Origin of the sequence: Bacillus sp. HU-1818, from assembly GCF_022695965.1 — a bacterium.
GTDB lineage: Bacteria > Bacillota > Bacilli > Bacillales > Bacillaceae > Bacillus > Bacillus atrophaeus.
Map to the genome: position 1 here is coordinate 184,391 of NZ_JAAPBE010000001.1, position 15,232 is coordinate 199,622.

Annotated in this window: 1 protein-coding gene; it reads right to left on the reverse strand. The window is 46.1% G+C overall.

Annotated elements, in window-relative coordinates; all coding sequences use genetic code 11:
• Window position 1 precedes the first annotated feature (1 nt).
• The gene (locus GXP75_RS00780; RefSeq protein WP_242555956.1) at window positions 2–15,193 is read right to left on the reverse strand and encodes a non-ribosomal peptide synthetase; all 15,192 of its coding nucleotides are present in this window, start codon (window positions 15,191–15,193) and stop codon (window positions 2–4) included.
• Between the last annotated feature and the right edge of the window lie 39 nt (window positions 15,194–15,232).

Here is a 15,232-nt window from a genome sequence, read left to right on the forward strand (position 1 = left end):
GTTAGACCTCCACTTCATAGGTATCCCATATGTTTGTCTTATCCATTTTTAAGGTCTCCGTTTCCGGCTTAGAATCACGAAACGGAAACGGCCGTTTCTTTAATTCTGGCGGTGATAAAGGACGCCGCCTAATTTCACGGTTTTCGTCTTTGTCCCACGCCTCTATAATGACATGGGCATTTGTCCCCCCGTCGGCAAAGCAGTTAATTGCCGCAGCAGGAAGGGATTCCGTCCACTCTGCCAGCGTTCGGCTGAAAGTGATGTTCGCTTTTTTCCTATCAAAATGCGTCATTTCCTTTTCACCTGATAAAAATGGAACAAAACTGCGATGCTTTAGCATCATCACAACCTTGATAAAGCTTGCAATCCCTTCAGCACAAAGCGGATGTCCGATATTCGGTTTGATTGATCCAAGACCCAGCGGAATTGAATTGTCAGAACGATAGATGGATTGGATCGCTTTAAGCTCAAGCAGATCGGTTACCATTGAGCCTGAGCCGTTCGCTTCGAGATAGCTGATGTCTTCTGGTTTTTTGCCGCTTTTGGCAAGCGCCGCCTTCATGACTTCCTTCTGCGCTTCCAGATTCGGTGTTGCCGGCCCGGCCGTTCTTCCGTCGTTATTAACAGAAGCGGCCTTGACCACCGCGTAAATGGAATCTCCGTCTTTCAGAGCCTGTTTTACTGTCTTTAACAGGACCATTCCCACGCCTTCTCCTAAAACAACTCCATCAGCACGTTCATCAAACACATGGAAGGATGACTCTGCGCTTAAAATACCACGCTGCTCGAACAGCCGGTGGGTGGCATCTGAGTCAAACAAGCTGACCCCTCCCACAACCGCAGCTTTAATATCACCGCTGTGCAGAGCCTGAATCGCCATATTCATGCCGACCAAAGCCGAAGAACATGCCGTATCTAATACAACACTCGGGCCGCGCACATCAAAAAATTGTGAAATATTGGCCGCTAAATAATTCTGGCCGACTGCCACGATAGGATTCTTTGCATGAAGAAGGCTGTCTTGACTCGGATTATGACGGCTGCGTCCGCCGAGATAAATACCGATTGCCTCTCCCTTTATTTCTTCAGGTGTATAGCCGGCGTGATACCAGAGCTTAAGACTCTCTTCTAAAACAGCTAATGCTTGCGGGTCCATGGCACTTACATCTTCTTCTGGAAGCAGGAAGAACGCAGGATCGAAATGATTGACATGATCAATGACTCCGGCATAATAAGGTGCCGGATAGCCCCAGCGTTCTGGCGGAACCGGGCGAATTGACGACCGCCCCTCAGATAATAGTGTCCAATATTTATCCAGTGTCTCCGCTCCCGGAAAGCGGCAGGACAATCCGACAACCGCGATATCTTCTGTATGGGAGCCGGATGCAAGGGACTCTTCTTCTTGTACTTCCAGAGCAGCCGCCCGAGTCTCCGGCTTGATCGGCTTTTGATAAGCTGATGTTTTTCTGCCGTCTGAAGCAGCTGCCGATATTTTATCTATGAACATATCAGACAACGATTCAGAATAAGAACCTATGAGCCAAGCTGCAAAACGCTGGATTGTAGGGTATTCATAAAGAATAGAAGGGTCGAGTGCCGCTTTGATCTTTCGGTTAATGCGCTGTAACAGCTGAGCTAGAATGATAGAATCCACTCCATACTCCTGGAATAATTCATCAATTTCCAAGTCCTCTTGATCAATCCTCAGTTCTTCAGAGAACAAACCAACAAGCCATGCTTCTGTTTCATTTAAAAGAAGCTCATCTTTTGCCAGCCCGTCCATTTCTATTTTTCCAGCATGTGATGGCTGCGAAGTCACTTCAATCGAACCCGGCTCATGCCGGGCGCGTCTCTTCATCAATTCCTCCGGTTTCCATTCCGCTGGGTCCGTCACCGCAGGCAGCACAACTGCGCGGAATGTTTCGGATAACATTTGATCAAGAAATCTGAGGCCTTCTGAATTGGTGATGCTAAGCAAGCCGCTTTCTCTATAAGTGCTATTTGTCACTTCACCCATCCCGGTCTCTTTCCAATTTGGCCACTGAATACTGATGATCGGAGCTTTTTCCTTATTTGCCTCCGCAAAATAATCCATATAGCTATTAGCCATGGCGTAATCGCCTTGTCCCGCAGAAAGGGCCGGAATGATGGCTGAAACTGATGAAAACAATACAAAAAACTGCAACGGTTCATCACATACATGGCGATACAGCGTTGTAAGCCCATCCACCTTCGGCTCGAGAACTTGTTGAATATTGTCGGCCGTTTTCCGGATAAATGCCAAGGTATTCATATCGGTCATGCCAGCGCAATGAATGACTCCGCCGATCGGTCCCAAAGTCTGTTTCATATTCTGCAAGCTTTGCTGCACGAGAGACTCGTCAGATAAAGGGAGCGACAGCACTTGTACTTGTACGCCTTGTGCTCCTAGTTCCTGCACCGCTTGTATTTTCTGTGCGGCGGATGTGTTTAAGTTCTTAAAACGTGCCCACTCTTCTCGCGGAGGCAGTGACTCACGCCCTGTCAACACCAGCTTTTTCACTCCGTAGTGCTCTGCAAAATGCCGGGCGCATAATAGTCCGATTCCTCGTGTGCCGCCTGTAATTAAAAGCACATGATCTTTTGGGAAAGCCCTTCGTTTTTGATCGGCGTCTTTTCTATATTCCGGTTTCAGAAAAGCACGATAACGCAAACCGTCTCTATAGCAAACCTCAGCATCCTCACTATCGGAATAAAACTCATCTGCTATCTGCTTCGCAACAGTAAGATGGTCTGCGGATGCCTCCGCATCCATATGCCTTGATTTGAGATGGCTGTACTCGCTTTGAAGCATGCGGTACAGACCGGCGCGGGCGGCTCCTGCCAGCTGAACGGAATCATTTTGATAAGATTCCAGTCCTTTCGTAACGCAAAGCAGCATCAGCCCTTCTTTATGTCCATGCTCAATCAGCTTTTGAATCCATTCAATCCAACTCAACGTCTCCTTGTCGTACTCTCCGCATCCAATTAGATCCACAAAACCGTCATAGGTTTTCCAATCATCCTTTAATGATTGACTTTCAGCCCGGCTCACATCTAATAAGTAATGATTCGGAAAATACTTAGACACTTCAGCAGCCAAGTCCGCCGTCTCTGCACTGGTCAGAATCGCAACGGCTCGGGTCCCCGGCTCTTTTGGGATAACCGGGCTTAACATCCATTGCTTTGTCAACAAACAGGCCGTTCGCTTTTCACTATTGTCTAGATGTTGAATATGGCCCGTTTCAAGATGATTCACCTTCACTTGATCCGTTTTTTCGGGAAGCCAGTAGTGATCATTTGCAAATGGATATGAAGGAAGACTGATCAGGCGCGGTTTGGCATCTCCATACAATTTGTTCCAGTCGATATTCACGCCTTTCACCCATAAATCTGCCAGCTTGTCGTATTTTCTTTTCCTGATCCAAGCATCCATAGCCATTGCCATGTCTTCATCTGCCGCGAAAATTGCGAAAGGATCTTTGTTTCGATTTGACTGGCCGCGGGCGAGTCCCTCAGTACTTTCCTTGCCTTCTACAAACGCCTGCAGTTTTTCTTCAAGCTCGGTTATTGTACCTGCGGTGAATGCCAGACGTTCATCCATTCCCTCTCGCCCGACTTGAAGCGTATAGGCAATGCGGTGCAGGTCGTTATCGGTGTACTTATTCTCGCGAATGGCAGACAGCAATTGAATCGCCCGATCCTGAAGCCTTTTTTTATTTTTGGCAGACAGCAGGATGATGCTAGGTTGGCCGGAAGCTATTTGTTGTAGAGAATTGAAATCTTCTTTCGGTATATATTCTTCAAGCACCACATGAGCGTTTACCCCGCCAATTCCGAACGAACTGATACCGGCGCGGCGCGGCAGTTCGTTTCCGTTACGGTCTCGTACAGCCTTCCATTCATCTTCTTCTTGAACAATATAAAACGGACTGTCTTTCAGCTGAATGTAAGGATTAAGCGTATCGCAATGCAGGCTTTTGACTAAGGTTTTATGTTTCATTTGCAAAAGCACTTTAATGAGACCCGAAATACCTGCCGCAAGCTCTAAGTGACCGATATTGCTCTTGACTGAACCGATTCCGCATTGATGATCAAGCACTTCTGGCCCGCTGTGCTCTCCCAATTCAGACAGTTCCTTAAACGCAGCCTTCAATCCGTTCATTTCAATAGGATCTCCCAATTCAGTGCCGGTGCCGTGAGCTTCGATATAGGTTACCGTGCTCGGATCAACGCCTGCTTTCCGATATGCGCGCACCAACAAATCGGCTTGCGCTTTCGGATTAGGCGATGTCAAGGTATTGGCTCGTCCTCCATGGTTTTCTGCCGTTCCCCGAATGACGCCGTAGATGTGGTTCATATCCCGTTCGGCATCTGTCAGCTTTTTCAGCAAGACCATTCCGACACCTTCACCTCTGACATAACCATTCGCATCAGCAGAGAAGGTTTTACACCTTCCGTCTTTGCTGAGCATGCCGGCTTTGCTGTAGCTGATGTGTGCCTCTTCGGTCAATATCGTGTTTACGCCTCCTGCGATCGCCATATCGCAATTTCCATCCTGCATAGCGGAAACCGCGCGGTGAATGGCTACAAGAGAGCTTGAACATGCTGTTTCAATAGGTTCACTCGGCCCGTGGAGATTTAAAAAGTAGCTCAGTCTATTCGGACCGACGGAAGGAATCATATTTCCTGTTGCCGCATGCCCTTCAAGCGGTACATTTGCTTTATAAAATAAATCTTTATATCCTGTATTGCCTGTACCGATAAAAACACCCGTCATTGTTTCTGAAAGGTTCTGAGGCGAGCATCCGGCATCTTCTATCGCCTTCCATGCATGGGTCATTAACAGCCGCTGCTGAGGATCTAAATACTGGGCTTCTCTTGGCGAAATACCAAAAAATAACGGATCAAACTCAGCCACCCCATCAATAAATCCGCCCCATTTGATGTCGGTCTTATTTTCTTGTGTCTCAGGGTCTCCATAATGTTCCCGCCAATCCCAACGGTCTTCGGGGACTTCCGTTATACTGTCTTTTCCTTCTTTCAGATTTCTCCAGAATTCATCAATATCTTTTGCTCCGGGGAATTGGCCGCTGATCCCGACGATTGCGATTGGTTCAAAATCGGCTGCTTTGTTATTGCTTTTTTCCTCTTTTGTGATTGATACAGGCGTAAAGCGGTTTCTTTTCTTTTTCGTTATGTTTGCCACAACAGGAGCGGATCCTTTAGAAACGACAGACTTCTCCGGTACAGAAGATTCCTTAATAAATGCATCCGGGTATTCTTCAACTAGACATTCAGCCAGACTTTGAATGGTTCCATGTTCAAAGAAAATAGTCGGCGCCAATTCCAATTGATGCGCTTCATTGATACGATTTGTAAATACAGTGAATGAAACTGAATCAAAGCCGTACTCACTCAGCTCTGTATTGATATCAATCTCTTCCATGTCCACTTTCAAAATGCCGCTTACCATTTGACTCAACGATTCCTGCGCTTTGACAATCAAGCTATTCGTATCTTGAAAAGAGTTTGTTTTTTTGTCCTCAGGTTGTCTAGAAGCATCCGCTAATGGGAATTGAGTCAGCCATTTATCCTGATACTCTTCAACTAAATGCTCAGCCAGACTTTGTATGGTTCCATATTCAAAGAAAATAGTCGGCGCCAATTCCAATTGATGCGCTTCATTGATCTGGTTTGTGAAGACCGTAAATGAAACTGAATCAAAGCCGTACTCACTCAGCTCTGTATTGATATCAATTTCTTGAATGTCCACTTTCAAAATGGCGCTTACCATTTGGCTCAACGATTGCTCCACCTTGCTGAATAAGCCATCCGCTTCAGCCAGGTTCCTATTTACATCTGGCCGCTCAACTGCAGAACCGGCGGAAGGAAGCAGTTTTTGCTTCATTCTTGCAAGGTTCCCTTCGATCACAAATACTTGCGGCTTACCTGAGGCCGCTCCCTGATAAAAGGCTTCTATGCCGCTTTCACTTTGCAGCGGGGCCATTCCATAGGTTTTCATCATCATCTTTTCAATCTCGGCGTCGACATGCATTCCGCCCTCTTTCCACAACGGCCAGTTGAAGGAAATAGTTGTGCCGTGCCGTTTTTGGGATGCAACCAGCGAATTTCGGTATACAGCGTATGCATCCATGAACGTATTGGCAGTTGCATAGTCTGCTTGGCCGGCATTTCCTAAGCTTCCGGAAACGGAAGAAAATAGGATAAAAAAGTCCATTTTCCATTCCTTGGCGGCCTCATCTAACTGCACTAAGCCGTTTACCTTTGGATGTATCACTTCTTGAAACTCTTCACTCGTTTTTTGGACGATGAAATGATCTTTAATAACGCCTGCGCCGTGAATGATTCCATTGAGACGGCCGTACCTTTCTTTGATTTCCTTCATGAGCTGAGAAATCGCCTCTTGATCAGCCACATCTGTCTGTTTATAGCTAACCTCTGCCCCTAAGTTGCGAAGCGCCTCTAACTCTCGCTCCTTGCTCTCTTCCAAAACTGAACGTCCGGTTAGGATCAATGTGGCGCGGTCGGTTCGTTGTGCAATTTCCTTTGCAAACAGCAGGCCTAAGCTGCCTGCTCCTCCGGTGATGAGATAAACACCATCGTCTTTCCACGGCATACTAAGTTCATCAACAGGCGAAGGTGTCATTTCACGCCAACCTTTGACATATCGGGTCCCCGCCTCGTAGCGGATCTGTTTATCTTCAGGTCTCAGACTGTCGTTTTTCAGCTTTTCATGCAAATCATGTAATTCCTCAGTACTTGGAAGCTCAATCAGCTGGCCGATAAGTTTGCCATGCTCCAATTCAGCTGTTTTCAACAGCCCGGACAAACCGGCAAACAATTGCTGCTCGCCTTTCCCGCAAACGATGACTTGAATCATGACTTTGCCTTCAGGTTTCGTGCGGATCTTTCCTTGAATCAGTTCGAAAACCTGCTGTGCATAGATTTGAAAACGCTCAGCAATGGTTCCTTCAGCTTCATTTAATGTGATCACGCGAACATCATTCATACGGGAGACGATGCTGTCGCTGACATGACGGGCAGCTTCACAGAACACAACAAGATGTTCTGCATATGTCGGCATTTGCTTTCCTAAAACAGATTCCTGTATATTCCAAACCGGTTCAAGCATTAAGCGTTCAGAATGGACTGCTGGCTTCGACGATTGCACTTCTCCGTCCAACACTCTCGTGGAGAATCCTTTTATCCTGACGCAAACCTCTCCAGCCTCATCGCACAGGTCAATATCCGCTTTCAGCACAGTATCCCCGTCCCTATAGCTCTCACTTAAACGGGCATAGGCCCACATCACGGATGTACATTTACCGATGACCTCAAGCTCTTCAAGCGCAAAAGGCAGAATCAGTTTTTGCTCGGCAAATTCCTGCATGATGCAGATTGTAGCCGTCTGAACAGCCGAATCCATCATACTCGGATGAAGCACATAGCTTTCCTTCGTCTCAGATACAGAAACAGGAAGCTGCAATTTGGCCAAGACTTCTCTTTTGCCTATATAAGCTTTTTCAATCCCTTGGAATGCCGGACCATGGAACATCCCTCTGCTTCTGCCTTCCTCATAGAACTGGTCAGGCGTAAGATTCCTCTGATTACACCGTTCTTGTACTTCGGCAATATTCAGGACCGGCTTATCGATTGCAGAAATCAATTCCGCACTGCCTTGGCTGTGAATAAGTGAATCAGAGCCATCTTCACCAGTACTATAGATTTCATATGCGATTTTCCCATCTTCTTCTGGAAAGAGACCGACATGCACATGAACCGGATGATCATTCAAAACGATTGGCTGAACCCAGACTGTATGATGTAACCTGATTCTGATATCCTGATCTTTCCCGCTTTCGGTTGCCCGGCTTACAGCTGTTCGTGCCATTTCGAGATAGGCCACCCCAGGGAGCACCGGCTTCCCTCTAACGACATGATCTGCCAGGAAAAATTCCTCGCCCGTAAAGACTGAACTGAATCGCTGCTCAGACAGATCTGACGTATTTTGATGGAGCAGCGGGTGCAATGTAGCCGCCGCAGTCTGAATTGAAGGTGTTTGCCCAGAATCTTGCGGAACATCCTGTGATGCCCAATACCGTTCTTTTGCAAATGGATACGTAGGCAAACTCATTCGTCGAGGCTGCACATCCATATAAAGCTGCGACCAATCGACATACACTCCTTTGCTCCATATCTCCGCAAGCTTGTTCACTTTCCCTTTAGTTGCCCACTTACGTATCAGTTCAGCGCTATCTTCATCTTCAGTCAGCCATGAAGCTTCCTTGGCTTGATGCTTTTCTCCTTGAAAACAACCTTCGATTGGCGTTCTTCCATTGATAAAATCCTCCAGCTGCCGTTTCAGCTGATTCACTTCATCCGCAATAAAGACAACGCGATGCTCCATCGCTTCTCGCCCGACCTGCAATGTATAAGCGAAATCAGCTAAATCACCATTCTCAAGTCCTCTCGTTTCCAAATGGGACAGGAATTCCTGCGCATATTCGTCGAGCCGCTCTTTGTTTTTCGCCGATATCGGTATGATGCAGGTCCCGCTCTCCTTCCTCGTTTCAGAAGCGATCGCATATTGTTCAAAGATCGCATGGGTGTTTGTTCCGCCGAGACCGAATGAACTTAGCGCCGCCCTATGTGTGTTGATATCATGATCCAGTACTTTCTTTTGATCCACCACGTAAAAAGGAGAGTCAGTTAAATCCATATTCGGATTCGGTTCTTTATAGTTGATGGTTGGAGCAAGCTCGTTATGGTATAAGCTCATCGCAACCTTGATGCAGCCAGCCAGGCCGGCAGCTGTATCCAAATGTCCAATATTGCTTTTCACCGATCCGATGCCGCAAAACTGTTTTTTGTTTGTATATTGCTTGTACACTGTATTTAAAGCCGACAGTTCGATTGGGTCACCCAGCTTTGTCCCTGTTCCGTGCGCTTCAATATAACTGATCGATTCGGGATGAATACCCGTCTGGCCGATCACCTTTTGGACCACATCAGCCTGCCCTTTCACACTCGGGGCATAAAAACCGACCTTATCAGCCCCATCGTTATTTACACCGATGCCTCTCATCAGAGCATAAATATGATCTCCGTCTTTTACGGCATCCACCGCTTTTTTCAGTAAGACAACCGCAACACCTTCACCGCCTGCCATTCCGTCGGCTGAAGCGTCAAAAGCCTTGATATGCCCGTCACTTGAAAAATTCAGACCCGGCTGATGCACATATCCGATATTTGTCTCGGTGTGCAGCGTCGCTCCGCCGACCAGCGCATATGCAGATTCACCTGATTGCAGGCTTTTAAAGGCGGAATGTAACCCAACCAAAGAAGACGAACAATTGGCATGGACGAAATAGCTTGGCCCTTTCAGCCCCAGCTTATGAGAAATCATCGTCGGAATCGTCCCGCTCTGCGCAAGCACCCATGACACATAACCATCCGGCGTTTCTAAGCTTTCTATTGTTTTCTCGGGCAATAACGCACGGTAAGAATTGTTGCTAGCCGACATATACACACTGGTTTCAGGAATCTGTTTGGCGACATATCCCGCATCCTCAATCGCTTTCCAGGAATGAGTCAACAGCATCCGCATCTGGGGATCCATGAACTCGGCATCTTTTCGAGATATGTTAAAGAAACTTGGGTCGAAACGATCTTTCCCTTCAATCGCAGATTTAGCAGGCACATAGCCAGGATTCTCCGCGAATGTGTCCGGAACGCCTAAGCTGCGAAGCTCTTCTTTAGTGAAAAACTTGATGCTTTCCTTTCCGTCTCTGATGTTATTCCAAAATTCAACATGATTTTTCGCCCCTGGAAATTCGCACGATATCCCGATAATCGCTACACTGTCCTCATAATAATCAGGAATATCCTCCGGAACATGCTGTGTACGGTTCGGCTTGCAAGGTTTGTCTTTTACGTCTGCCGGCAAAGAGAAAAATGGATCTGCTGCTTGCTGTTCGGCAATGTATTTACTGATGTCTTTCACAGACGAGTATTCAAACAGTTCAGTAACACTAAACTCGCAGGCTAGATCATTTTTGATTCGTTCAGCAACAGTAACCGCAAGAAGCGAATCCCCGCCTACATCGAAAAATCCGTCTTCCAGGTAAATGTCAGCAGTTTGAAGCACATCCTGCCAAATGGATCGTATCGTTTCTTGAATTTTTGAAGGAGACATATTTCCATGTTGATGCTGCTCCGCTGTTACTTTTCGATTCTTTAGTATCTTTCGGTCTACTTTTCCGTTCGGTGTGAGCGGCATTTGATCAAGCTGAATAAAATAAGAAGGAACCATATAAGCCGGCAAGCTCTTTTTCAACTCATTCCGCAACTCTCTCGGCGTAACAGGTGAATGTGCGTCTTTTGCTATATAATAAGCTGCCAATTTTTCATTTCCGTTCTGTTCGTTCACAACGACGACGCTTTCCTGAACATCCGGATGTTCTCCAATGCGAATCTCTATATCCCCCAACTCGATACGGAATCCGCGGATTTTCACCTGATTATCGATACGCCCGATATATTCAATCTTGCCCTCTGGAAGCCACCGTGCCATGTCGCCTGTCTTGTAAAGCTTGGATGTCGGTTCAAACGGACAATCTATGAATCTTTCATCCGTCAGCTCAGGCTGGTTGTAATAACCCTTTGCCAATCCGTCCCCTGCAATACAAAGCTCGCCGGGAATGCCGACAGGGACAGGCAGAAGATGCGAATCAACAATATAAACGCGTGTATTCGCAATAGGCTGGCCGATCACGGACGCAGCGGTCTCTTCATTAATGCGCTGAATCGCTGACCAGACCGTTGTTTCTGTAGGTCCGAACATATTCCAAGCTTCACTGCCTGTACTTAAAAAGTGCTGCTTTAATTTCTCGGGTAATGCTTCTCCGCCGCATAGAATTTTAATTCTCTCTTCATTTTTCCAGCCTGAATAAAATAGCATTTTCCATGTAGCAGGCGTGGCTTGCATAATCGTCGGTTTGATATCTTGAATGTCTCGTTTCAGCTTTTCCACATCTTTTGTATGCTCAGTATTGCAAATATGGCATTGGGCGCCCTTCATTAAAGGCAGATACAGCTCTAAAGCTGCTATATCAAAGCAGTAGGTTGTCACTGCAAGCATGATATCCTCTGATGAAAGACCAGGCTTTTCTCCCATGGAAACAAGAAAGTTTGCCAGTGCTTTATGCGAAATCATGACACCCTTTGGCTTGCCTGTGCTGCCGGAGGTATAAATCACATAAGCCAAATTCTCCGTTTTCACGGTGCGCATCAGGCTTGTGCCTCCTGAAGGGTTTTGAGCGATTTCGTCCCAGTCTTGATCTAAAGCAATCACATTTACATGATTCCAGTTCAAGGTATCTATGAGTTCAGAGGTTGTCAGCGTAATGGAAACCTCACTGTCCTCAAGCATATATTCCAACCGTTCAGCAGGGTAGGACGGGTCTAGCGGCACGTATGCTCCTCCTGCTTTAAGGATTGCGAGCAAGCCTACAGCCATTTCCAGCGATCGCTCGACATAGATTCCTACCAATTGGTCCGGGCTCACACCGTTCTTCTGCAAATAAAGGGCCAGCAGTGTGCTGTTCTCATCAAGCTCCCGATACGTCAGGGTTTTCTTCTCATAGCTGACAGCTATTGCATCAGGCGTCTTTTTAGCCTGCTGTTCAAACAACTCATGAAAACATGCATCCGGATAATCCTTTTCAGTAGCATTCCACGTACGAAGAATGGTATGTTCCTCTTCTTTCGGGAATAAAGAATACTCTTTTAAAGGTTGAGAAGGGTTATGAACCATCTGTTCTGCTAAATAAATAAAATGATCAAACATAGCCGAAATAGACGTATCATCAAACAGCCCGGTATTGTATTTGATGTTCAATTCCATCTTTTCTTCTTCTTCCCATAGTTCAAATACTAATTCGTATTCACCTTCTTGATGAATCCCCTCAACTGTATCGACAGAAAAGGACTCTTCATATTGACGGAACATGTTCTGATAGCTTGCAGATTGGAAATTCTGATAGAAAAATGCCGCTTGGAAAACTGGTGAACCCGCTTGATGACGCGGAATATTCAAATCCCGAACCATTTTCGGAAAAGGATAAGATGCATGATCCAAACCATCAAGAAGCGTCAACTGCAATGTATGAACGAACTCCGAAAATGATTTTGTTCCCTTTACCTCACTCCGTATGGGAAGCATATTGAGAAAATGTCCGATTAATGAATCAAACCGTTCTTCCGGCCGCACCATCGCAGGCATGCCGACAATCATATCCTCTTGATCAGAGTAACGGCTTAACAGCACCATATAACAGCTCAGTAAAACCGTTGATACATTCGTAGAATGATCTTTTGCAAAAGATTTGATGCTGTTTAACAAGCCGTCCGAAATCCGCCGGGTATATGTGTCCTCCTCAAAGTCGGATCCAAACGGGCTGGTGCGTATGGACGGCAGCTGAAGATTCGGCAAGGTTCCCGATAACTGCTGCTGCCAGTACAAGCGGTGCTTCTCGCCCTCTTCACCGGCAAGAAAATGCTGTTCCCATGTGACAAAATCATTGTAAGCCGCCGGAGCAGCGGGCACGTTTGGATATTGCCCTTCTAAGAGATGCTTATAGTTATCTAAAAGACTGTGAATAAAAGTAACGGAAGAAACACCGTCAAAAATGATATGGTGAATCACGACAAGTAAAAAATGCTCCTCTTCAGACCTTGAAAATAAGTGGGCGCGCAATAAAGGGCTGGATTCTTTCACAAACGGTTCCTTTACTTTTTTTCTGAAATAAGGAGTTATGTCAGCCTCTTTTAAGCCTGAAATATCTTCGGCTTTTATCGTGATGGGAAGTGCAGATTCATGTTTGATATAAGGCACTCCATCTTTTTCTTGGATGACGTGCTTTAAAATCGGGTGCTGGTTTAATACAAGGTGAAAAGCTTGTTTTACTTTCTCTTTATCAAGCTTTGACGAGAATCGAAAACAGAGAGGAACATGATAAGCACTCTTCTCAGGCGACATTTTTTGCAATGTCCATAGTCCTTTTTGAACCTCAGAGAGAGAATGCAAGGATGCTTGTTTGTCTCCTGCATCTATACTGATGTTCCTATCAGCAGCAGAGCGGCTTTTGCTCATTTCTTCTTTTTCAGCTATATAAGCAGCCAGTAATTCAATGGCAGAATATTTATATAGCTCTCTCGATGTGAGTCTTACGCGGTATTCTTTCTCTACGGATCGCATAAGTTTCATCATCTTTATTGAATTAACACCGAGACTTTGGATATTTGTGTCAGGTTTAATCCAATCACGATCAATATTTAAATCCTCTGTAAAGAATTTGATCAAATGTTTCTTTATATCTTCTAATTGAGCGGAATCTGTTTTTTGCGTCTGATTGCTCTGAGTTTCACTGCTCATCAGATTCAGTTTGTTATGTATGTGATCAAATTCTCCATTTTCAAATGAGCTCTTCAGCTGGGCGCGCTGGATCTTCCCTATGGCTGTTTTCGGGATGTCTTCTTTACGGACCGGCAGCAAATATTCAGGCGTAACACCGATCGTCTGTGTCACATGATAGTGTATGTTTCTTAGAAGTTGGGCGGTTTGAGAATCATCAAGCTGGATAGAAGCAACAAAGAAGATAGCCAGTTGATCCGTTGTATTGTGATTCACACGGACAGCACAAGCAGCAGTATAGGAAGTTTCGATTTCCGGCAATTCTTCGACAGCGGATTCGATCGCATGGCTGTAATAATTGACGCCGTTAATAATAATGGCATCCTTCGTACGGCCGGTAATGGTAAGGCGTCCCTTGCGCAGAAAACCGAGATCTCCGGTTTCAAACCAGCCATCCTCCGTAAAGACACTTTGATTTAATTCCGGCCGCTGATAATAACCATCGGTAACAGAAAGCCCAGAAACCTGAAAACGGCCGATTTCGCCTTCCTCGACCAATTCATTATGATCATCAACAATTCTCATCGAAAATCCGGGAATCGGAGAACCGATCTCCACAAAACCATCCTCATCATTAGTCGACGCACGTGTAAAATCATGTGAGAAAATCACACCGGAGGAAGTTTCGGACATCCCCCAGGCAGGGCGAATCGCATCAGCGGGCAATCCATGAGGCTCTAAGAGCTCTAACATCCTGCGCCCGACCTTGGCCACCATCGCTTCACCGCCATTGAGCATGTAACGCATTGAAGACAGATCCCAATTTCGATTTTCAATTTCATCGCTAAAATCAGTGACCAGACCGAAGGCAAAATTCGGCGCCCATGTCACAGAAGCACGGTAATGATCAATCCAATCGAGCCATTTCAGAGGATCCATCAAGATTGTCTCACTTGCGACGTTGATTTCCTGACAGCCGAGATATACATCCCGTAAATGCAGCATTCCGATACCTCCGACATGATCAAACGGCATCCAGTTAAATGTGATATCATCACCTGTAAAGCCCTGCATCTGAATAATTCCTCTAACCATACTCAAAATGTTATCATGATTGAGCATCACTGCTTTTGGGGTGCCGGTGCTCCCTGAGGTCAAAAGTAAAAGCGCCAAATCTTCAGAACGGGCCCGGTGCCAATCAGTTTCCATCTCAGCGCTAAGAAGATCTTCGATTGCCAGAGCGCGAAATTCATCAAACCCTTGGTCTTTTGCCCAAGCGGTCAGTTCCGGCAGCATGTCTCGATTCGTAATAACCGGCGGCTTGTCAAGAAGCGTCCATGCGTCTTTCAGCTTTTGTGTGCCGCTATTCGCCTCTGAATATGTCGGAGCAACAGCAAGAGGAGCGGGGACAATCCCAGCAGAAACACATCCCCAGAAGGCAGGGATAAATTGCGAATTGTCGCCAAGCTGCAAGATTACTTGATCTTTCGCTTTCAGTCCTGATTGACGGAGCCCTCTTACGATACGAAGTGCATCCTTCCATAAACGGCCATATGATTGATGAACCTCTGAACCATCCGGCTGCAAATAAATGATTCCTTTCGTTTCTCCAAGTTCCGCAGCCGTTTTGTGTAAGACTTCGGGAATAACAGCCGGCTGATCTTCGGATATTTGTAACGGCTCCCCATAGCTGATAGATGGATTGACTAAGCCGCTGGTATTCACATCATTATTCATAGAGCTACCTCCATTTAACCTGCAATTTTTATATAAAAC

Bases quoted from the DNA above. Each gene is read 5' to 3' on its own strand.
- GXP75_RS00780 (WP_242555956.1), bottom strand. From the start codon at position 15,193: ATGAATAATGATGTGAATACCAGCGGCTTAGTCAATCCATCTATCAGC.